Genomic DNA, 20,401 nt, shown 5'->3' on the forward strand with positions numbered 1-20,401 from the left:
CATTTTGCATCAAAAAATGTTAAAGACAATTGATGCTATGACCAATATTTAGGTTTGACAAAGGAGTTCAAAAAACGTAAAATTACTCATCGGTTTTTGTATGATATTTCAATAAATAATATAAATATAGAAAGGTAGCGATGGCGGTATTTGAATATATTGTTATTTTAATTTTTTCGGTAATAATTCATGAAGTAGCGCACGGATATGCAGCTCATTTAAGAGGCGATGATACAGCTAAAATAGCAGGACGCATTACTTTAAACCCTATATCGCATATAGAGCTGTTCGGCAGTATTTTACTTCCGATAATGTTGTTGCTTCTGAAAGCGCCTATTCTTTTCGGATGGGCGAGACCTGTTCCTTTAAACTACAAAAATTTAAAAAATCCTAGAGTCGATATTCCGCTCGTTTCTCTTGCGGGACCTGCCTCTAATATGCTGCTTGCTTTTCTGTCTGGACTCGGAATACGCCTTATAAAAGCGTTTCCGAATTTTGAGATCGGATTCGGCTGGTCAATAAAATCTTTTTTATACGCAATGCTTATTGTAAATATTGTCCTTGTGATTATAAATCTTATACCGATTCCGCCGTTTGACGGTTCAAAAATTGTGATGTATTTTTTGCCTGAAAAGATTGCGGTAAAATACTTAAGCCTAGATCCATACATTTGTTTAATAATGCTGTTTGTAATATTGTCATCGGAAATAATATGGGGATTTATATATCCCGTCATAAATCTTTTTGTAATGGCTTTTAGCGGAGCTACTTTTTGATATTTTCAGATGACTGCTAAAAGATTTTTAGGATAAACAGAGAAAATTATATGGGCAGAGTATTGTCGGGTATACGTCCGACGGGCAGGCTTCATTTGGGTCACTATTTCGGCGCTTTACGGAATTGGGTTGAGTTTCAAAATGAATGCGAATGTTATTATATGTCGGCGGACTGGCATGCTTTAACTACGGATTATGCCGATACCTCTAAACTCGATGAAAATACTTTGGAAATGGTTGCCGATTGGATCACTGTAGGTATAGATCCTGAAAAAAGCGTACTTTTTAAACAATCAAGAGTACTTCAGCACAGCGAGCTGTTTTTAGTGCTTTCCATGATAACTCCTTTAAGCTGGCTTCAGAGATGTCCTACGTATAAAGAACAAAGAAATGAGATAAAGAATAAAGATCTCAACAATTATGGTTTTTTAGGGTATCCGATTTTAATGTCTGCGGATATCTTGTTGTACAAGGCCGATATTGTTCCTGTCGGAAAAGATCAGCTTTCTCATTTGGAGCTTACCCGCGAAATAGCGAGAAGATTTAACAACTTTTACGGAAATATTCTTGTCGAACCGCGGGAAAAACTTACGAAAGCCGCAAGAGTTCCGGGATTAGACGGAAGAAAAATGTCAAAATCTTACGGCAACTCGATTTTGCTCGGTGAAAGCGACGATATTTTAAAAGATAAAGTTAAAAATATGTTTACGGATCCTCTAAAGATAAAAAAGGACGATTCCGGACATCCGCGTGGCTGCGTGGTTTTTGCATTTCATGAGATATTTAACAAAGAATGCAAAAAAAGGGAAAAAGAATGCGAAGTGGGCGCAATAGGCTGCGTGGCTTGCAAAAAACAGCTGATGGAAATGCTTTCCGAATTTATGAAACCTTTGACTGAAAAAAGAAAAGATTTAATTGCTGATAAAGCGTATTTAGAAAATGTAATTGATACGGGCAGCCAAAAAGCTGTAGAAATTGCACAGGAAACAATGAGAGAAGTCCGCAGAGCGTTAAAATTTTTATAACCGTTATCAGTTGTTTGTATTTTTGAAAATGAGCGGGATTTTAAATGATCTGGAGAGAATTTAAAGAAGAGATGCTCTCGGAAAGCAAAGCTTTCTCTCTACTAGGATAGTAGATTATCATGGCTTATGATATACACCTTGACGCATTCGAAGGTCCTTTAGATATTCTTTTACATCTTATAAAAAAGAATGATTTGGAAATTAAAAATATAAAAATAGCCGAGATAACAGCCGAATATCTTGCGTATCTTGATTTAATGCAAAAACTCAACATTGGCTTAGCGGGTGAATTTCTTCTCATGGCGTCGACTCTTATGCAAATAAAAGCGAGAAGCCTTATTCCGTCAAGCGATGAAAAAGAGAGCGAAGAGGACGATTCTTTAAATCGACTTAAAGAGAAACTTGTTGAATATCAGAAATATAAAGAAGTCGGGAAACTGCTGTCGTATAGAATTATGGAAAATTCGCAGATTTACTATAGGCCGGCGCCGGCTATAGATAAGCGAGATTTTGTTTTAAACGTCACAATTTTTGATTTGGTAAGCAGTTTCCGCAAAGCTTTAGCGGCGCTTCCGGAAAATATAAAGGAAATTATGTATCAGGAAATTCCCATTGAAACAAAAATCAGGGAAATTCTTGATATTCTAGAAGGGAAACAATATATTTCTTTTACAGGAATGTTGGAAATGCAGAAGACCAAAATGGCGCTGGTAGTGTGTTTTATAGCTGTTTTGGAACTTATAAGAAATAAACAAATCGCCGCTAAGCAGTCTGAATTATTTTCAGAAATAAGAATTTATAGAATCTATAATAATGAAATTGGAACTGAGGCGGAAGAAGATAATAAATATATTTTTAAATTTGCGGAAAATAAAGACAGGCGGGAACAACTTTCATAGGAATCTGCCGTTCTCGGTTTAGATTTAATCTCTGGATATCTGGAATCGATATATCGCAAGAGGAAGACGATGGAAATATCTGAAGTCAGCCAGATCTTGGAGGCGTTACTTTTTGCTTCCGAAAGACCTTTGAGTTTAAAAGAACTGAAAGAGCTTATAAAAGCTGATTATCCCGATACGGATAATGTTGAAAACATTTTAAACGATCTCAAAGAAAAATATGCAGGTTTAAATAAACCCTATGAAATTAAATTCGTCGCAGGCGGCTGGACTTTTGCTACAAAACCTGAATATTCTCCTTGGATAAGAAAGCTTCTCAAAGAAAAGTCAGTCTTGAAATTGTCTCCGTCGGCTCTTGAAACGCTTGCAGTGATTGCGTATAAACAGCCTATAACACGGGCTGAAATTGACGAAATCAGAGGCGTTGAATCTTCAGGCGTTATTGACACTCTCCTTGAAAGAAGGTTGATAAAAATAGTAGGCAAAAAAGAAGCGTTGGGAAAACCTTTGCTTTACGGCACGACGCAGGATTTTCTGAAACATTTCGGACTTGCTCATTTAAGCGAACTTCCTCTAATTGAAGATATGCCGAAGAATGCGCAGCAAACCGCCAATGTTCCTGAACCGGAGCTGCCTTTTGGCGGCGAAAATTCCGACGGCGAGGTTCCTGCTTAGTATGGTATGGGTAATATCCAGTGACAGCTTAAGCTCATAAAGAATTTGGAAAAACCGTTTCGGCTATGATAAAGTTGGGCGCTTGAGCGGCTAATGGTTTGGGATACTCAAAGCTTTTGACAATTTGGCTCAAAAATAAAAAAATACGGTGAGAGTTCACGACAGACATTTATTTCTTGCAGAACTCAAAGAGGACTTGATTATATTAATTTAAGATTTAAAGACGTTGATAATTATGCGGTTTGGGCTTTGCTCGCTAAAAATTTTGATGAAGTTCCTTTTTATCAATTATCTGTTAATAAACATATTGTACAGCTTCTTCAACGCTTTATTTCTTCTTTTTCTAAAGGATTGAGCATTTTATATTCTTGCTAGATCGTGCTTCAGTCTTTGATTAATATTATTGGTTTTTTTCAAAATAATTGTTGGTGTAGCGTTTTAACTAACGAAGTTGTTTTAACGGAAGTTTTTTATGTTGTCGAGCATTTTCGCGTCTCTACAGACGGAGAGTCAAAATATGAAAATTTATCTATATACCTAAAACAGATATAATAACTTGCCTAAAATTTCTTATGAATCGGTTGAGGAAAAAAGTAGAACAATATTTAGCAATGGGCAGATTGAGTTGATTTTTGACGAGGTTTTAATTGAACACCTACTAAAATACCCGCATACCGTTATCTGAATACTTTTTCGCTACAAAATCCACTCTTGAAGCTCGACTTATATATAAAACTCAAATCCACCAAGACACAATTCTTCAAAACATAAAGCGAAACGCAAAAGATAAAAATCCAAATCAAAATCCAAACGAGTTTCTCATTAACATGAAAAGCCTGCTGGAAGCTGCGGATTTGCCGAGTTATGATGGAGTGATGAAGCCAAAAACTAAAAGTACATATAGGAAAATCATCGAGCCGTTTGAAAAAGCGTTAAACAACCTTCAAAACGCAGGCTTGTGTGGCGGGAATATGGCAAAAAAGGGAAGAAACCAATATCAGGCGAAAATGTAAGAGAATTGAAGGTCTTCCGAAATCTCTGCATAAACATAAAAATTATATGGAAAATTGTCAAAATACCAGAGCAATTAACAACGGCGGATAATGCTTCAACAAGTATCAGAACAATCAACAAAGAAAGATAACAATCAACAGCCAGAATTGTTCTCAACTATTGGTAAAACGCAAGCAACTCCCTCGAAAAAAAAGCCTCTTATATCTTTTTATGGATTTAAATGGGCAGTTGCCTGTTTGGACAGGCAGCTCCTGCTTAACGGAAGAGGCGCGGCAAAGGCAAATCCGTTAAGTCTGGTTGTCTTTTCTTTTGGGAAGCCGCGTCTTTCTTTCAAGACAAATAGACTTAAAGACAACGACGTTAAAGCCGCTAAGTCTTTTTCTTAGAAGTAGAAGTCTTTTGCAGCTGCTTTTCTTTTAACGGCAACAGACCATAAAGAATGAAGGAGTTATCCTGTAGAAAGCAGAGGCGGTCGTCATACAAGATTTCTGCGCTTACACATATACTTCGTTCATTTATGTTCGTGATGCGCAGCCGCCGCGTGATTCAAAACCCTAAAATCGCGATATTTTGCATTATTTTGGTTCTATAGCGGTTTTATTTTGCGTGTGCATTGCTTATTTGTATGATTTGGCGGCTGTTATATATGCATCGTTTAGTTTTAAAACTAAATGCGTCGCTGGCTGGCGGTTTGCTTAACGAGCTGGCTTTAAAATTACGTCTGATTTTTTGGTTGTGTCGCCTATAAATTTGCACGGTAAGTCTTTGTAAGTAATTTTTTACGATGAGAGAGCGGCTGAATGTTAATGCGGATGTATGTGGTATGCGATGTGAGTAATGCCCTCTAACAGCAAAATTAAATAGCTTATCTTTCTCTACCTCCTAATAGGATAGAATAGCGCCGGCGAAATACGTTCAGCATAAAAGGATAGAGGAAAAGTCGAGAAAAAGGAACCTCTTAAATCTAATATTAAAACGCGCACATGTGAAATAAGGATATTGTTGTAAATCGTCGGGGTAGATTAAAGTCAAGGTTAAGTTTCTATTAAAATTTTATATTATATAAAACTGGCGTCGGCATGGCAAAACCCGAAACACGGGATACCTGTGAAGTGACGCCGTAAAAGATTTCTTTTGCTTAATGAAAATATTTTTTACGGAGCGAATATGAAAGTCGGTAGATTTACAGTAAAGACAGCGTCTAAGATATTGAAACTTGCTGCTCTGGCATTTTTGTGTGCATTTTGCATTTTGGTTTCAAGCCATTATTGCCGGATTAAAGATTATGCCGGGTCATTGTTGAGAAATCTTAATGTAGTCATCTTTTTTGACAAGAACTCTAAGGACGATGCAGTTGTAAAAGATGAAATTGAAGCGACGGGTTTGGTATCGGTAAAAGAATATGTAAACTCGTCTCAGGCATACGCGAAAGCTGTCGAAAAAAATCCGTTCTTAAAAGATATTTCTGTGTCGGATATCGCTAAGTCAATTCAGTCGTATGCGGTGGTTGCTCCGAAATCCGTGCCGGATAAAAATTTTCTTTCAAAGATGAGAGCTGCTTTAGAAAGTATTTCTGGCGTTGATGAGATAGTGTTTGACATATCGGTTTTTGAGCATTATTTAAAAATCGAAGATTTATTGTCGTTTTACCGTAAAATATTTCTTATTTTTGCAGCTGTTATTTTTACTTTGTTTGTTTTTAAATGCGCATTTCTCTTTATGGAGCAGGAGCTGAATGCAAAGAAACTTGCCGCAAATGTTTTTTCTTATCTGTTGTCTTCGTCGTTTGGTTTCCTTGTTTTATGGATTGTTTGCGTTTATACGCAGTATCCTTTATTAATTGATAAGACGGCGGCGTTGTCAATAATGTCTTTTATTGCCGTTCTTGGAGTCATATTGAGTTGATATGAAAAAAGCATTTATTTTGATTTTTTTACTGTTTTGTTCTTTTGTACCGGTGTCTGGACAGGTCGAAGACGTTAAATCGCAATCAAAAAAACTTGCTGAAGTTAAAAAATCCATAAAAGAAAAAGAGCAGGAAAAAAATAAACTTATGCTTCAAGAAAGAGTTTTTAAAAGAGAGTTAAGGTTTCTTAATGATAATATAAAAAAAGCTGAAAAAAAGCTTGCGAAATTCTCGGCGGATATAAAAATCGCTCAACATAATCTTGAAAATTTTTCAAAAATGTATAAAGTCGCTTCTTCGAAAAGCGCCGTCTGGAGTCAGGTGGTGCTTAACGAAGTAAAACTTTTTAATAAAATGACTTTTATGTTTTCTTATGAACAGAATCCGTCGGAGTATAAAATAAGGCGCAAATCTTTGGAATGTAAGAAAGAGAATTTTGAAAAAGAGAAGAAAACGGCGGCAGTTTCTGCGGCGAACGCAAGAAGATGGGAAAAATCAAAAAAAAATCTTTTAATTTTACAGCGGGAAGAGAGTGAACTTACATTGCAGCACAAAAATATGCTCAAAGAGAAAAATGAACTTTTAAAGACTACGTCTGGCAAAAGACTTGTCGCAGAAAAGGAGATAAAAGCTTTAAATAAGAGCGCAGAAGCGCTGCAGGATTTGATAAATAAAATAAATGCGGGAAATAGAAAAAAGCAGACGGTAGCAGTGTCTCCTCAAAGAAAAAACTCGCTTTTATGGCCTGTAAACGGGAAAATTATTGCCAATTTTGGCAAAAATAAGCATCCTGAGCTTGATACTTATGTCATAAACAATGGGATAAAAATAGCTGCCGCTGATTTCAGCAAGGTAAAAAGCGTTGAATCTGGAATCGTAGTTTTTGCCGGACAGTTTCGTTCTTATGGAAAAGTTGTTATAATAGACCATGGAAATTCAAATTTTAGCGTTTACGGTCTTTTAGGCAAAATATTTGTTAAAGAAGAACAAAAAGTTTCAAAAAGCTCAGTCATTGCAGAACTTGACAACGGCGCCAATAGTGTTTTGTATTTTGAAATAAGGCATGATAATGTTCCGGACGATCCGCTGCTGTGGCTTCAAGCTAAATGATGACCGTCGCCATTGCTCCCCATCTTTTTTCAGGATTGTAATACTGAAAGTCCTAACTTAATAGTATATAAACCACCATTTCGAATATGGTAAAAAATTGTCTTTTTGGCGGCAGACTCTGATGCCAGCGGAGATAATGATAATGAAATTGAGAAAAAAAACTGCTTTAATCACTGCGTTTTTATTTCTTTGCAGCGCGAACATTTTTGCTGGAAATGATGAAACGTATGATAAACTTAAATTGATGATAGAAATTATGGAATTAATAGATATAGAGTATATTTACACGACAGATCCTAAAGATTTAGCTACCGGCGCTATTGAAGGCGTCGTCGCTAAATTGGATCCGTTTTCGCAGTATATAGGAAAAGAAGTTTATAAGGAACAGGAAGATGAAAATAAAGGCGTTTACACTGGTGTGGGAGTTGTCGTTGCGTTTAGAGACAATTCTACAATTGTCACGTCGCCCATACCCGGAACTTGTGCATATAAAGCCGGTATTCTACCTAAAGACAGAATAATAAAAATTAACGATAAATCTGTAATAGACGTTGACGAAGACAAACTTTTAACCTTACTTCGGGGCAAAGCAGGGGAAAAAATTAAAATCACAATTTTAAGAAGCAATGTTTCGGGTGAAATTGAATTTAATCTTATAAAGGAAAAGATAAAAATCGAGACTGTGATAGCAACTCTGCTTGACGGCGGTATAGCGTATATAAGAATTACCAGCTTTAACGCTCAAAGCGTCGGCGATATCAAAAAAACGCTTGTTAATTACAAAAAGCGGGGGATGCGGGCTTTAATTTTGGATTTGAGAAATAATTCCGGCGGCGTTTTAGATTCTGCTTTAAACACAATCAACATGTTTATAAAAGATAAAATGCTTGTTTTCACCATAAAAGGCAGAGATGGAGAAATTAAAGAAGAGTGTTTTACAGCCGGCGACGGAGAGTTTTCTGATATTCCGCTTGTTATACTTGTAAACGAATGTTCGGCTTCTGTTTCCGAAATGATATCAGGGGCAATGCAGGATTTTAGAAGGGCTTTAATAATAGGAAACAATACGTTTGGAAAGGGAAGTGTTCAGAAAGTTATCCCTTTGTCGGGCGGCGCGGGCTTGCGTCTTACAGTTGCGAGATATTATCTTCCCTCGGGGCGTGGAATAGACTGTTCCAATTGCGAGAATGCCAAAGGAGGCATAACTCCTGATATAGAGGTTAATGTCACTGCTGAAGAAAAAGCCAGACTTTATGAGCAGTGGAAAGAGATAATTTTTACAGAGGATAAAAATCGTAAACTGACTACCGCGCGGAAAGATAAAGTTGAAGACAATGTTTTTAATCAAGCTTTGAAGATTATAAAAGAAGGTAAAGTTGCCGAAATGATAAAATCTTCAACGGCTCTAAATAATGTACAAATTGTTGAAAGGAGCAGAACAGATAAAAATAAAAAATGACATTTCATTAGAGGGACACTGTGGCGCATAAGGTGAAAAAAGAAAGTATATGGATTAAAATGTATATAATAGCGCTGTTTTTCTGCGGCGTAGGAATGTGGTTTTCTGCGCAGCCCGCACATAAGCATAAGGTATGTACGGCAACAATGCTTGATAGAAGGATAATGAAAGTTTTGATTGCAAACGGCGTTATTAAAAACGATATCATAAGTCAGCATATAAAAGAAAGAGATATAAAAACAGCTGTGTGGAATGAGTTTTATAAGGTAATAAAACTTAAGTCCGGCGAAACCGTTAAGTCTTTTGAGAAGATTTTTAGAAGTATTGCTAGCTCTATGAAAATGGGTTTGAGCAGGACGGATAATGACGACGGCTCGGTAACATATAAGTTTTATTTGCCGGGTAAGAATTATTCCAACATAACTTTTGTTAATTCAAAGGAACCTTCAAGGGGTTAACTGCAGAATATGAATATGCTTGCGATAGAAACTTCATGCGACGAAACTTCCGCGTCGGTTGTTGCGAATGGGTCGGAAGTAATGTCAATTGTAATTTCTTCTCAGGTAAAAATACATGCTGAATTTTTCGGTGTTGTTCCTGAGCTTGCAAGCCGTGCGCATATAGAAAATATTAATCCCGTAATATGCCGGGCTTTAAACGATGCGGGTATAGATTTTGTTGATTTTTCTCAAAAAATAGACGCTGTGGCTTTTACCGCGGGACCCGGTCTTGCAGGCGCTTTGCTCGTCGGAGCGGTTGCCGCAAAATCGCTTGCTTGCGTTTATAAAAAACCTTTAATACCGGTAAATCATTTAGAGGGACATCTCTACTCTTCGCTTATTGAAAATAAGTCTGTAAAACCGCCGTTTTTAGGCGTAATAATATCAGGCGGACATACAGAACTTGTCACAGTGAAGAATTTTGGCAAGTACAGGGTATTGGGGAGAACGAGAGACGATGCCGCCGGTGAAGCGTTTGACAAAGCTGCTAAAATGCTCGGACTGTCTTATCCGGGCGGACCTGCCATAGATAAAATGGCGGAAGACGGAAATTCTCAAACAATCAGATTTACAAGACCTTACTTAAAAGGAAGCTGGGATTTTTCTTTTTCGGGAATTAAAACGGCTCTTTTGAACTATCTCAAAGCAAATCCCGTTAAAAACAAAAGGCATTTAAGCGACATCTGCGCTTCTTTTAGGCAGGCTGTTGCAGAAACGCTTTGCTTTAAATCTTTTGAAGCTGCCGAAAGGTTCGGCTTAAAACAGATTGTCTTGGGCGGCGGAGTGAGCGCAAACTCCCTCATAAGAAAACTCTTTTTGGAAGCCGGTCGAAAAAATAAGATAAAAGTTTTTATTCCGTCGCTTATTTATTCTACCGATAATGCCGCGATGATCGGCTGTGCCGCGTATTTCAAACAAAAAAAATGCGGTTTAAAATATAGCGATATTCAACTCAAGCCTAACCCTTCTCTTTCATTTGAAAACTGGTGATTCTAAGCTTTAAGATGCAAATTTTAAAGAGACGGCTTATTTTCTGCTTGTTCCGCTTAAAATTTATAAGTCGTTGTAAGTAATAGTCGCTTAGAAAACAGTATGTTTAATGAGATGAAAATAAAAAAAATAAATATAGGAGATATCGAGCTTGACAATAATATCATTCTTGCTCCTATGGCGGGAATAACAGACTTGCCTTTGCGTTGCCTTGCAAAAAGCGGCGGAGCCGGCCTTGTCTATACGGAAATGATGTCGGCGAAAGCGCTTGCCCGCGGCGATGAAAAAACAAAAAAACTTCTTAAAATAGCAGATAACGAAAGACCTGTTGCAGCGCAGATTTTTGGCGGCGATGCTTACAGTGTGTCGGAAGCGTCAAAAGTTGTAAGAGACGAAGGCGCCGATATTATAGATATTAATCTTGGATGTCCTGCGAAGAAAATAGCGAAAGCCGGTGCAGGCGCGGAACTTCTCACCAATGAAAAACTTGTTTCTGAAATTTTAGAATCTGTTGTGAGAAGCGTTGACATACCCGTTACAATTAAAATTCGCACGGGTCTTCTGCCAAGCCAGAATATGGCACCAGAAATTGTTAAAATAGCGCAAAACTGCGGAATAAAGATGGTTGCGATACACGCAAGGTCTGCTTCGCAGGGACACTCAGGGTCCCCAGATTTAAAATCGTTTGCCGCTGCCTGTTACAACGCGAATATTCCCGTTGTTGCAAACGGCGGTATTGTCGATGAAAAAACGGCGGCGGATTTTTTGCAGCTGCCTAATTGCGCGGGAATTATGATAGGGCGCGGCGCTTTAGGTAATTATTCAATATTTAAAAGGCTTAAAGAGTTTTTTAACGAGGGCAAAAAGCTGTCTCTGCCGTTAAAAGAAGAAAAGATGGAATGGTTAAAGAAACACGCTCAGTATTCTGCGGAACATTACGGTGAGAAAAAAGGATTTATCGTTATGAGAAAAGTTGTCCACTATTATATTAAAGATCTGCCGAATGCCGCAAAAATACGCGACATGTTTAATAAAAAAGTAGTTACGTTATCAGACTTTAATGAATTGATAAAGCTTATTTAGATGCGCCGATGCGGCTTTTTCAGAAACTCCATTGCGGCGGACGCGTTAAATACAGAGCTTAAATACCAAAAGAAGAATAATTTATTCCGACTGGGAAAAAAAAGACCGTTGAAGTTCCCCTCTACATAACGGAAGCTTAAGTAAACACAAATACCGCTTGGTTATTCCGTTGTCTTTCATGCTTTAGTCTGTAAGCGTATTTTTATTGACAAAAAAGCATAATAATATGTAGAATAATCGGCAATTGATAAGCTGAACATAAAAACAGGAGAGCTTTTAAATGAAAAAGTTTTTATTGCCAGCTCTAGCTGCTATATTTATTTTTACAGCAGGCTGTAAAAAACAGGATATAAAGCGCGACGATACAGACAGCTTAGAATTAGAAACGGTTGCTTTTACCGACGAGCCGTCAGTAAGAGTCGATTCTAATAAAGATATAAATCTTAAAACCGTGTATTTTGATTTTGACAAAAGCGATTTGACAAAAGATTCTATGGAAACTTTAAAAGAAAATGCGGCTTATTTGACGAGCAATTCTGACATAAAAGTTGTTCTTGAAGGTCATACTGACGGAAGAGGTACTACCGAATACAACTTGTCATTAGGACAGCGCAGAGCTTTAAAAGTTAAGGAGTATTATACGCAGCTTGGAGTTGCGGCTAACAGAATTGCGACAACTTCATACGGACGGGAAAAGCCTGTTGATTTAGTGGATAACGAATCGGCTTGGGCAAAAAACAGAAGAGCGGAAACAAGACCGCTGACGAGATAAGAACAAATGAAACGATACGGATTTTTGTTGATATATTTTGTATTTGCGGCGCTTACCGTCGGATGTGTTCCATTGAATTCGAATGTAATTACGGACTTAAGGGGCGAAATGTCGCAATTGCAGATACAATACAGGGAGCTTTGGCAAGATCATGCCGATTTATATGCAAAAGTTGATTCGACTTGTGTAATGCTTGACGCTCTTAACGCTTCGATACAGGATTTACAAAGTAAAAATTCTATATTGAAACAGACGATACATGATTTTAAAATTGTTTCAAGCGAAAAGTTAAAAAATAGCCACAGCGTTATGCCTTCGTCTCTTTATCAGAACGCTTATAGCGATTACTCAATGGGGAAATTTGACCTTGCGTATTCGGGGTTTCAGTCGTTTGTAGATAAATATCCTCATGCCGAACTTGCGCCGCAGTCTCAGTTTTATATGGGCGAATGTTTTTATTCGACGAGTATGTGGGAAAAAGCTTTTGAAGAATACAGAAAAGTAGAACAGCATTATAGTAAATCGAATTTGGTGCCGTCTGCGAGGCTTAAATCGGCTTTGTGCTGTGAGATGCTTGGTAAAAATGATGAAGCGGCAGACGTCTTTTCGTCAATACTGAAAGATTTTCCGCAAAGTCCGGAATCTTTAACGGCAAAAGAGAAGATCAAAATACGTAATAATAAATAATGCTCAAAAGAGATGATCTATTACCTTATTTAATAATTTCAATATTTTTGCACATGACGGTGTATTTTTTGTTTCACGGTAAGGAAAAGCCTGTTTTTCTGTCCGCCCCCGTAGAAGTTTCTTTTTATTCCCCGTCTCAGCGGAAAGCAGAGCAATCGCCGGCTAGGGTTTTTGAAAGAAAAGAGGGAGAAGCCGCTCTCCCCGTGCGGGAGCGGATAAGAAACAGCGACGCAAAAGAAGATGTTGTCGTAAGGAAAAAAAAGTTGTCAGAAGAGAACATAGATAGTCGAGAATTCGAAGGAAAATTGGAACCTCAAATCAAAACTGACGCAAAAAAATCAGACGAGCAGTCCGCGAAGCCTGTTGAAGAAAAAAAAGTTGAAAAGGCGCTGTCCTCAGGAAATAACAGCAATGTTGAAACTTTTCAAGCACCGGATTCTGACGGACTGCCTGCCGGGACAGGCTCGCAATATGAAGGACTTTCTTTTGATGTTCGGGATTTTAAATATTCTTATTACAAAGGGCAAATAGTAAGGAAAATAACAAGTTGTTTGAGACGGTCTAAAAGTTACGAAAAGTTCAGAGTGCTTGTATATTTTAAAATACGAAGAGATGGCACGGCGTTTGATATTTCTGTTAGAGAATCTTCTGGGAACAGCGAATATGATAAGTATGTTTTAGACACGATACGTCGCGCGTCGCCTTTTCCTGATTTGCCCGATGGTTATAAGGACGATTCTCTGGGTGTTTTTTTTGAATTTAAATACAGAAATTAAAATATTAAAATAATAATGAAAAAAATTTTTTTCTTTGTTCTCGCTGTTTTGTTTTCCGCTGTGGCGGTCTATGCTCAAGTTGATGTTTATCTTTCTCTTTCCGCGACGGGGAAAAGATCTGATATTGCCATAGAATATTTTGTCGCCGCGGATGGAAAAGACGACACCGTAAAATATGCAAAACTCTTAAAAGAAATAATAGAAAACGATCTCATTTTTTCCAGATATTTCAATATAGTGCAAGATATACCTAAGAATACGGAGAACACTTTAAAAGAGAGACTGTTTTCGTGGGAAAAGAAAGGAGCGTCGGTTCTTCTTACGGCTTCCGTGTCTATTGACGGGGATAAACTCGTCCTTGAGTCGAATTTGCTTGACGTTGCCAGCGGAGAAACAATATGGAAGCGCAAGTACAAAAATGAAATTTTAAATTACAGATATATGTCTCATGAAATAAGCGACGAAATTGTGCGAAAATTTACGGGCGAAACCGGCATAGCGCGTTCAAAAATAGTTTTTGTAAATGAGGGCACAAGATTTAAAGAGTTGTATATTATTGATTACGATGGATATAATCTGCGCAAGCTCACTAAAGACAATAAAATAAATATTCTTCCTAAATGGTCACCGGATGGAAAGCAGATAATTTATACAAGTTATCTCTACAATAATCCTGATTTATTTGTGTTGGATCTTGTCAAAAACAGGCGCAGCATTATCTCGAAGTATCAGGGATTAAATGCCAGCGGTTCATTTTCTCCGGACGGTAAAAAAATACTCCTGACTTTATCGCGAGGCAGGTATCCGAATTTGTATCTTATAAATATGTCCGGCGAAATACTGCGGAGGATGACCGAAGGTTCATATATTGATACGAGTCCGTCTTTCGCTCCTAACGGACAGGAAGTAGTGTTTATTTCAGACAGACCCGGCTATCCACAGCTCTATATAATGAGCGTTGACGGTGGAAATATAAGAAGACTTACGACAAGCGGTTCCTGCGATTCTCCTTCGTGGTCTCCGCGTGGCGATAAAATTGTTTTTACAATGAGGCAATCGAAAGGAAATTATGATTTGTATGTCTATGATTTGCCTACCGCAAAAATAACAAAACTTACAAATAATCATAGAAACAACGAAAATCCGACATGGTCGCCGGACGGAAGATTTGTCACATTTTATTCAAATATATCGGGTAAAGGCGAAATTTATATAATGGCTATCGACGGATCGGGCATAAGAAAACTTGTGGAACTTCCGGGTACATCTTATACTCCGTCATGGTCTCCTACTTTAACTAGATAGAGATTTCTTATACAAGAGGATAGAAATGTTTGAGGGGAAAAATTTTATAGATATACTTAATATGGGCGGTTGGACTCTTTTCGTGCTTTTAGGCGCGTCAATCCTTTCAATAACAGTCATTTGTTTTAAGTCGGTTGAGTTCTGGACGAAGTCAAAAGTGACAAGATCTCAATTTATGCATAGACTGGTGGAAAAAATTAAAAGGGACAGATTTGAAGATGTTCTTGATTTCTGCGATACGGTTGATTCTCCTCTGGCGCCGGTTGCAAAAGCGGGCATAATTGCTTTTAAAGAAAACGAAGGAAATATCGGCGAATCTATGGAAAGGGAGATAATGATTCAGACCGTAAAGCTTGAACAGTTTACCACTATTTTAGGGACGCTGGGGAGCGTTGCGGTTTATATAGGCTTGTTCGGAACGGTTTTAGGCATTATAAGAGCGTTTCATGATATTTCAAAAATGGGTTCAGGTGGCATATCGGTTGTTATAGGCGGCGTTTCAGAAGCACTTATTGCGACGGCAGCGGGTCTTTTTGTTGCAATTCCCGCGGTTATCGCCTATAACTTTTTTACAAAACTCATAGATAAATTTGTTGTAGATATGGAATACTGTTCTTCCGCAGTTGAAGACACTCTGAAAGGAAAAACAGAAAAATGGCTTTAAACAGAAAGAGAAATGCTGTTATGTCGGAAATCAATATAACGCCGTTTACCGACGTTGTTCTTGTGCTTCTTATTATTTTTATGATAACCACGCCTATGCTTATGCAGCCGAGCATAAAAGTTAATCTTCCCAAAACGCAAATATCCGATAGCGAGGATGCCTCAAATATAGAAGTTTTGATTTCAAAAAATGGATATGTTTATGTTGAAGGAAAACAAATACATAATTCAAATGTTGAAAGTGTGATTCGCGATATGGTATCTTCGCATACAAGTAAAACTGTAGTTATAAAGGGCGACAAAGAAGTTCAATACGATTACATAATACAGTTTATGGATAAAGCTAAAAAGGCAGGGGCAATCAAATTTGCTCTTGCGGTTGACAATAATAATTAAAGTAGGACACAACTGAGATGTCTATCCGTTCATTATAGAGAGACTAAAATTGTTTGCTGTCATGCAGATCGTATGAATTCATAGTTTGTCAATATTTACACTGGATATTGTGGTGCAGTAAATGAAAGCGTTGAGATCATCAAACTTACTGTTGATTTGTTTGTTTCTAATTATGGGTTCAAGCTTTATATTTTATTCGTCGATGCCGCTTTATGATTTGATAGCGGGACAGCAGTCGCCCAATTTTTCTCTGACATGACCTAAAATAAGATTTTTTACGGAACTTTTTTATTTTTTGCCGTTTTATATATTGATATTAAACAGAGATCTTTATCAACCGGTCGTGATTTCGTGGGTTTTATGGGTTACAGCCGCCGCGTTAATCTATTGTTTAGCCAATGGGAAACAACCGAAACAAATTTTAAACAATGTATTCTATTTGCTGATGGTTCTTGCAAAGGTTGTGTCGCGGTTGGCATTCATTTACATACAATAAGCTCACATGACAATGTTGCTCCTGCTGGAGTAAGTTTAAAAGCACATTTAAGTCATAAGTCAGGTGTTTGATGTTTTCTCTAATATGGAACATAATCAAACACGAGACTTTGCAACGTTTCCAAGGGTCACATTTTATAAGACGGTTTATCCTGGAATGCAAATACAGACCGAAGAAAGAGTATCCGTGATTACTCTTAGCGACTAGAGAATTTGATGGGCGAGATTATAAAAGTATGCCGCTTGCGGATATTATAAGAAAAGCGCGTGAAAACAAAATGCTTGTTATTATGCCGCACTGGCGGAAATGTCGCAGGCAGACTTTTGCGGAACTCAAAGGTTTTGGGATTGACGGTTTTGAAATATATAACTGCTGATATAGAAATTTTAACGAAAATGACCGCAGAGCTATGATAGGTTTTTCAAAAGAAAACAATCTCTTGATGTTTGGTGTTACAGGTTGGCATGGATGGGGATGTATGTCTGATGTTTGGACTGTTTTTCAAGGTAATGTTTCGGAAAATATACAGGAGCAGCTTGCAAAAAATCCGCAGATGCAAGTAATTTTATGCAGACAGGAACAGTCGAGATCAATTTTAAGGTTTATTTTTGAACCGTTTGCCGCTTTTTATTATTACATAAAAATGCAGATTTGAGGTACGCGATATCGCTTATGATTTGGATTGCAATTGTATTTTTTATTTTTACAAGTAGATTTTTTAATTATATAAAAAAGTATTTTCCGTTTGTCATGGCTGCGATTTTTGCGTCAGTTGCTGCTTATTTCTATTAATCGTAAAAGCGGTTGCGCCGATACGAACAAAATTATAATGAGTTTGATAATGCCTATTTTGGCGCTGTTTGGTGTATTACGTGTTATTTTGTGGAGAATTAATGGCAATAGTGACAGTTTGTAAAAGTTGAGTTTATTTTACGGTGTTTCTTATTGTTTTGCCAGCCGCAGTTTTTGTGTGAAAACGGTGAAAAAAAATAATTTCGTAAAAAAATAGTTATAAGGTATTTTCCGCAAATCTTATTGAAAAAGCAGATGCGTTTTTTCTAGAGTTGCCGGCATAGAGAAAGTGGCGGAAGAACTTATTATGGCGCTTATTCTGTGTAGTTGACAGGTGCAACTGTCAACGCTTTTATGCCTCTTAGATGGCGGACATCGGGAAAAGTGCGAAGGGAAAAAACGAATGATAAAGAAACTGTTAAAGTTTTTATTTACCGATGGTATTTTAAAAAAAGATATTGCTTTTTTGAAAAAGATTGTTTTATTTAAGAATCTTTCAGAAAAGCATTTGGCGAAAGTGGCGTTGATTGTTTTTAAGAAAACTTACCTTGCCGGGGAAAAAATTTATGAAGTTCATCAGGAAGCGAACGTTGTTTACATAGTTAAAAGTGGGCATGTCAGATTGAATGCCGGCAGTGATGGCAAATTTGTTGAAACCGGAGATTTTTTCGGCGAGATTTCTTTAGTCGGGAGCTATAAGCATAATTGTAGCGCGGTTACTTTGAAAGACAGCGAACTCTATCTTATATACCGTGCAAAGTTTGACGATATGTTCTCGTCGAACGGCAAAGCGGGGTTGGTGATAATGAAAAACCTCGCGTTAATATTTGCAAAAAGACTTGAGTATTCTGAGATTTAGAGAATAGCCGCTGCCGTAATTCTAAAAAGGCAGGATTTTTGAAGTATTAGCAGACGTAAAAATAATGTATAGGGGAAACGGTGACAGAATCATCAGAAAATAGAGTTTTTGTTATTATAGTGATGATTTTTCTTGCAGTTGGCTTGTTTTTGTATTTTGCAAGAGGGATTCTCGCTCCTTTTATCGTAGCTGCATTTATCGCGTATTTAATGTCTCCGCTAATTGTAAAAATACAGTCTTACGGTTACAGGAGGTGGGTAGGAGTTGCGGTAATCGCATTTATTCTTGCTGTTGCTCTTGCTGCTTTTTTGATAATTTTTATTCCTCTATTAATCAGTGAAATTGAGAAATTTAAGTCCAGCTCTTCGGACTATTACAAATATTTTTTAAATTATTTTGGCGCTATAAGAGCAAAAATTGAAATGACTATCCCCGTAATCAAAAGCTATAATATTTCAAGTGTGGTCATTGAAAAAATCCACAGTTTTATAGTCTCAACAGTGCAGCAGTTGCCCGCGTATCTTATGAATATTTTTTCGGTTTTTTCAATTATAGTTTTAATCCCGATGCTTGTTTTTTTTATGTTGCTTGGCGGAGATAAAAGCGTAAATGCGACTTTAAATTTTCTCCCGTCAAAATATATTGAGACGGTTCTCTCCGTTGTTTATGAAGTAGATGCTGTTTTGGGAAGATTTGTGCGCGGGCAGCTCATAGAGGCTTTTTTTGTGGGTATTGCGTCCGTAATATTTTTGAGTGTGTTGGGTGTTAATTTTGCATTAATTATCGGAACTATTGCAGGATTTGCGAATATAATTCCTTATCTAGGTCCTTTTGTGGGGCTAATTTTAGCTCTTGCGGTGGGAGTTGTGCAGTTTCAAACTTTTGCGATAGCGGTAAAAATAATTATTATGTATGCATTAATACAATTTTTAGATAACAATTTAGTACAGCCTCTTGTTGTGGGATATAAGTTAAATTTAGGTCCTGTTGCAATGGTCTTTGCGATGCTGGCGGGCGGGCAGATCTTTGGTTTTTTGGGTATGATATTTGCTGTTCCGGTTATAGCAATAATTAAAATGATTTTTATAATGTTCATACAAAAATGTAACGGAGCGGAAGTGTAGGATAGGTATTTAGGTAAATTTATACCGGTTATTTATTATGCGTTGTATCAGGAGAATTCAATGGCAAAAAAAATAGGTGTTATAACTTCAGGTGGAGATGCGCCGGGAATGAATGCAGCCGTCAGAGCCGTCGTGCGGCAAGGGATTTTTTTTGGATATCAGATGATAGGCATAAAGAGGGGATTTAAAGGGCTTCTTGACGACGAATTTGTAACGCTTACTTTGCGATCGGTAAGCGGCATAATAAACATGGGCGGAACAATGCTGCATACTGGAAGGTGTCCTGAGACAAAAACAAAAACCGGAATGGGCAGAGCTATTAAGGCGATAAAAGAGATTGGTTTGGAAGGCTTGATAATTATAGGAGGAGACGGTTCTTTAGCGGCGGGCAACGTCTTGTCAAAGTATGGAGTAAAAGTTATAAATATTGCCGCGTCTATTGATAACGACATATACGGTACTGATGAGACTATAGGTTATGACACAGCTTTAAATACTGCCGTGGAAGCTATAGATAAGATAAGAGACACTGCTAAGAGTCACGACAGAGTTTTTGTGGTTGAAATTATGGGCAGGGAGCATGGGTTTTTAACCGTTGATGTCGGACTTGCGGCCGGCTGCGAATTTATAGTGGTGCCGGAAATGAAAGTTGATATGCAAAAACTTGCTGCGGAACTCAAGAAAGGAAAAGACAAAGGAAAAACATCTGAAATTATAGCTTTTGCCGAAGGTTGTGGTCTTTCGGGCGATTTTGCAAAAAAGGTGGGCAAACTTACGGGCTTAGAAGTAAGGGTAAGCAATCTCGGGTATATACAGCGCGGCGGAAGACCTACTGCAAGGACGAGAATACTTGCTTCGAAGTTCGGATATACCGCAATGGATCTTTTTCATAAGGGAAAAACAAATCTCCTCGTAGGAATAACTGATGGCGCTGTGTCTGCGATACCGATCCATAAAGCTGTAAAATATGAAAAGAAATTTGACGTGCAGACGGTAAAAGTATTGAGGAGTTTATCGGTTTAATATCACTGTTTGTCATTCTCAAAAGCACGGCGGTAAAACTGCAAAGCGCTGAAAAACCTGAAAAGGAAAGT

Annotated in this window: 23 protein-coding genes; all 23 read left to right on the forward strand. The window is 37.6% G+C overall.

All coding sequences use genetic code 11. The features are described from left to right. Nucleotides 1–140: 140 nt before the first annotated feature. The 23 genes from LE179_RS00755 (at nt 141) to LE179_RS00865 (ending at nt 20,330) form a co-directional block, all read left to right on the forward strand. The gene (locus LE179_RS00755; protein WP_374128465.1) at nt 141–776 is read left to right on the forward strand and encodes a site-2 protease family protein; all 636 of its coding nucleotides are present in this window, start codon (nt 141–143) and stop codon (nt 774–776) included. 50 nt (nt 777–826) lie between these two features. After that, entirely contained in the window at nt 827–1,801 is a 975-nt protein-coding gene (trpS, locus tag LE179_RS00760) for a tryptophan--tRNA ligase (protein WP_374128466.1), read from the forward strand. A 119-nt stretch (nt 1,802–1,920) separates the two neighbouring features. Further along, a complete protein-coding gene (locus tag LE179_RS00765; RefSeq protein ID WP_374128467.1) occupies nt 1,921–2,700 on the forward strand; it encodes a ScpA family protein in 780 nt (259 codons plus the stop codon). Nucleotides 2,701–2,769: 69 nt separating this feature from the next. Continuing rightward, entirely contained in the window at nt 2,770–3,375 is a 606-nt protein-coding gene (scpB, locus tag LE179_RS00770; protein WP_374128468.1) for an SMC-Scp complex subunit ScpB, read from the forward strand. Between the two features lie 827 nt (nt 3,376–4,202). Next, nucleotides 4,203–4,388 (forward strand): hypothetical protein, encoded by a 186-nt coding sequence (locus LE179_RS00775; RefSeq protein WP_374128469.1) that lies wholly within the window; start codon nt 4,203–4,205, stop codon nt 4,386–4,388. 90 nt (nt 4,389–4,478) lie between these two features. After that, nucleotides 4,479–4,775: a hypothetical protein gene (locus LE179_RS00780; RefSeq protein ID WP_374128470.1), complete on the forward strand. Its 297-nt coding sequence runs from the start codon at nt 4,479–4,481 to the stop codon at nt 4,773–4,775. 781 nt (nt 4,776–5,556) lie between these two features. Next, the gene (locus LE179_RS00785; protein WP_374128471.1) at nt 5,557–6,294 is read left to right on the forward strand and encodes a hypothetical protein; all 738 of its coding nucleotides are present in this window, start codon (nt 5,557–5,559) and stop codon (nt 6,292–6,294) included. 1 nt (nt 6,295) lies between these two features. Next, complete coding sequence (locus LE179_RS00790) at nt 6,296–7,405, forward strand: murein hydrolase activator EnvC (RefSeq protein WP_374128472.1); 1,110 nt, start codon at nt 6,296–6,298, stop codon at nt 7,403–7,405. Nucleotides 7,406–7,526: 121 nt separating this feature from the next. Beyond that, the gene (locus LE179_RS00795) at nt 7,527–8,864 is read left to right on the forward strand and encodes a S41 family peptidase (RefSeq protein WP_374128473.1); all 1,338 of its coding nucleotides are present in this window, start codon (nt 7,527–7,529) and stop codon (nt 8,862–8,864) included. Nucleotides 8,865–8,896: 32 nt separating this feature from the next. Then, the gene (locus tag LE179_RS00800) at nt 8,897–9,322 is read left to right on the forward strand and encodes a hypothetical protein (protein WP_374128474.1); all 426 of its coding nucleotides are present in this window, start codon (nt 8,897–8,899) and stop codon (nt 9,320–9,322) included. A 9-nt stretch (nt 9,323–9,331) separates the two neighbouring features. Beyond that, on the forward strand, nt 9,332–10,354 hold the full coding sequence (gene tsaD, locus LE179_RS00805; RefSeq protein ID WP_374128475.1) for a tRNA (adenosine(37)-N6)-threonylcarbamoyltransferase complex transferase subunit TsaD: 1,023 nt from the start codon (nt 9,332–9,334) through the stop codon (nt 10,352–10,354). A gap of 114 nt (nt 10,355–10,468) precedes the next feature. Then, nucleotides 10,469–11,437, forward strand: coding sequence for a tRNA dihydrouridine synthase DusB (gene dusB, locus LE179_RS00810; RefSeq protein ID WP_374128476.1), 969 nt, complete (start codon nt 10,469–10,471; stop codon nt 11,435–11,437). Nucleotides 11,438–11,717: 280 nt separating this feature from the next. Continuing rightward, nucleotides 11,718–12,209: a peptidoglycan-associated lipoprotein Pal gene (pal, locus tag LE179_RS00815; RefSeq protein ID WP_374128477.1), complete on the forward strand. Its 492-nt coding sequence runs from the start codon at nt 11,718–11,720 to the stop codon at nt 12,207–12,209. Nucleotides 12,210–12,215: 6 nt separating this feature from the next. Further along, on the forward strand, nt 12,216–12,896 hold the full coding sequence (locus LE179_RS00820) for a tol-pal system YbgF family protein (protein WP_374128478.1): 681 nt from the start codon (nt 12,216–12,218) through the stop codon (nt 12,894–12,896). Next, complete coding sequence (locus LE179_RS00825) at nt 12,896–13,672, forward strand: TonB family protein (protein WP_374128479.1); 777 nt, start codon at nt 12,896–12,898, stop codon at nt 13,670–13,672. The genes LE179_RS00820 and LE179_RS00825 overlap by 1 nt, the downstream gene beginning before the upstream one ends. Nucleotides 13,673–13,687: 15 nt before the next feature. Beyond that, complete coding sequence (gene tolB / locus LE179_RS00830) at nt 13,688–14,977, forward strand: Tol-Pal system beta propeller repeat protein TolB (RefSeq protein WP_374128480.1); 1,290 nt, start codon at nt 13,688–13,690, stop codon at nt 14,975–14,977. Between the two features lie 25 nt (nt 14,978–15,002). Next, complete coding sequence (locus tag LE179_RS00835) at nt 15,003–15,641, forward strand: MotA/TolQ/ExbB proton channel family protein (protein ID WP_374128481.1); 639 nt, start codon at nt 15,003–15,005, stop codon at nt 15,639–15,641. After that, nucleotides 15,632–16,036: an ExbD/TolR family protein gene (locus LE179_RS00840; RefSeq protein ID WP_374128482.1), complete on the forward strand. Its 405-nt coding sequence runs from the start codon at nt 15,632–15,634 to the stop codon at nt 16,034–16,036. Before LE179_RS00835 ends, LE179_RS00840 begins: the two co-directional genes overlap by 10 nt. Before the next feature lie 731 nt (nt 16,037–16,767). After that, a complete protein-coding gene (locus tag LE179_RS00845) occupies nt 16,768–16,908 on the forward strand; it encodes a hypothetical protein (protein WP_374128483.1) in 141 nt (46 codons plus the stop codon). 33 nt (nt 16,909–16,941) lie between these two features. Then, complete coding sequence (locus LE179_RS00850) at nt 16,942–17,187, forward strand: hypothetical protein (RefSeq protein ID WP_374128484.1); 246 nt, start codon at nt 16,942–16,944, stop codon at nt 17,185–17,187. Nucleotides 17,188–17,727: 540 nt separating this feature from the next. Continuing rightward, nucleotides 17,728–18,183, forward strand: a complete 456-nt coding sequence (locus LE179_RS00855) for a Crp/Fnr family transcriptional regulator (protein WP_374128485.1) — start codon at nt 17,728–17,730, stop codon at nt 18,181–18,183. A gap of 80 nt (nt 18,184–18,263) precedes the next feature. Next, the gene (locus LE179_RS00860) at nt 18,264–19,307 is read left to right on the forward strand and encodes an AI-2E family transporter (protein WP_374128486.1); all 1,044 of its coding nucleotides are present in this window, start codon (nt 18,264–18,266) and stop codon (nt 19,305–19,307) included. 60 nt (nt 19,308–19,367) lie between these two features. Further along, nucleotides 19,368–20,330, forward strand: coding sequence for an ATP-dependent 6-phosphofructokinase (locus LE179_RS00865; protein ID WP_374128487.1), 963 nt, complete (start codon nt 19,368–19,370; stop codon nt 20,328–20,330). Nucleotides 20,331–20,401 lie beyond the last annotated feature (71 nt).

The organism is Candidatus Endomicrobiellum agilis, assembly GCF_020328115.1.
GTDB lineage: Bacteria > Elusimicrobiota > Endomicrobiia > Endomicrobiales > Endomicrobiaceae > Endomicrobiellum > Endomicrobiellum agilis.

What these genes read in the sequence shown, in the direction of transcription:
- LE179_RS00765 (WP_374128467.1), top strand. Translation starts at nt 1,921, where the DNA reads ATGGCTTATGATATACACCTTGACGCATTCGAAGGTCCTTTAGATATT.
- LE179_RS00775 (WP_374128469.1), top strand. Translation starts at nt 4,203, where the DNA reads ATGAAAAGCCTGCTGGAAGCTGCGGATTTGCCGAGTTATGATGGAGTG.
- trpS (WP_374128466.1), top strand. Translation starts at nt 827, where the DNA reads ATGGGCAGAGTATTGTCGGGTATACGTCCGACGGGCAGGCTTCATTTG.
- LE179_RS00850 (WP_374128484.1), top strand. Translation starts at nt 16,942, where the DNA reads ATGATAGGTTTTTCAAAAGAAAACAATCTCTTGATGTTTGGTGTTACA.
- pal (WP_374128477.1), top strand. Translation starts at nt 11,718, where the DNA reads ATGAAAAAGTTTTTATTGCCAGCTCTAGCTGCTATATTTATTTTTACA.
- scpB (WP_374128468.1), top strand. Translation starts at nt 2,770, where the DNA reads ATGGAAATATCTGAAGTCAGCCAGATCTTGGAGGCGTTACTTTTTGCT.
- tsaD (WP_374128475.1), top strand. Translation starts at nt 9,332, where the DNA reads ATGAATATGCTTGCGATAGAAACTTCATGCGACGAAACTTCCGCGTCG.
- LE179_RS00755 (WP_374128465.1), top strand. Translation starts at nt 141, where the DNA reads ATGGCGGTATTTGAATATATTGTTATTTTAATTTTTTCGGTAATAATT.
- LE179_RS00855 (WP_374128485.1), top strand. Translation starts at nt 17,728, where the DNA reads ATGATAAAGAAACTGTTAAAGTTTTTATTTACCGATGGTATTTTAAAA.
- dusB (WP_374128476.1), top strand. Translation starts at nt 10,469, where the DNA reads ATGAAAATAAAAAAAATAAATATAGGAGATATCGAGCTTGACAATAAT.
- LE179_RS00780 (WP_374128470.1), top strand. Translation starts at nt 4,479, where the DNA reads ATGCTTCAACAAGTATCAGAACAATCAACAAAGAAAGATAACAATCAA.
- LE179_RS00790 (WP_374128472.1), top strand. Translation starts at nt 6,296, where the DNA reads ATGAAAAAAGCATTTATTTTGATTTTTTTACTGTTTTGTTCTTTTGTA.
- LE179_RS00845 (WP_374128483.1), top strand. Translation starts at nt 16,768, where the DNA reads ATGCCGCTTGCGGATATTATAAGAAAAGCGCGTGAAAACAAAATGCTT.
- LE179_RS00840 (WP_374128482.1), top strand. Translation starts at nt 15,632, where the DNA reads ATGGCTTTAAACAGAAAGAGAAATGCTGTTATGTCGGAAATCAATATA.
- LE179_RS00835 (WP_374128481.1), top strand. Translation starts at nt 15,003, where the DNA reads ATGTTTGAGGGGAAAAATTTTATAGATATACTTAATATGGGCGGTTGG.
- LE179_RS00865 (WP_374128487.1), top strand. Translation starts at nt 19,368, where the DNA reads ATGGCAAAAAAAATAGGTGTTATAACTTCAGGTGGAGATGCGCCGGGA.
- LE179_RS00795 (WP_374128473.1), top strand. Translation starts at nt 7,527, where the DNA reads ATGCCAGCGGAGATAATGATAATGAAATTGAGAAAAAAAACTGCTTTA.
- LE179_RS00820 (WP_374128478.1), top strand. Translation starts at nt 12,216, where the DNA reads ATGAAACGATACGGATTTTTGTTGATATATTTTGTATTTGCGGCGCTT.
- tolB (WP_374128480.1), top strand. Translation starts at nt 13,688, where the DNA reads ATGAAAAAAATTTTTTTCTTTGTTCTCGCTGTTTTGTTTTCCGCTGTG.
- LE179_RS00785 (WP_374128471.1), top strand. Translation starts at nt 5,557, where the DNA reads ATGAAAGTCGGTAGATTTACAGTAAAGACAGCGTCTAAGATATTGAAA.
- LE179_RS00825 (WP_374128479.1), top strand. Translation starts at nt 12,896, where the DNA reads ATGCTCAAAAGAGATGATCTATTACCTTATTTAATAATTTCAATATTT.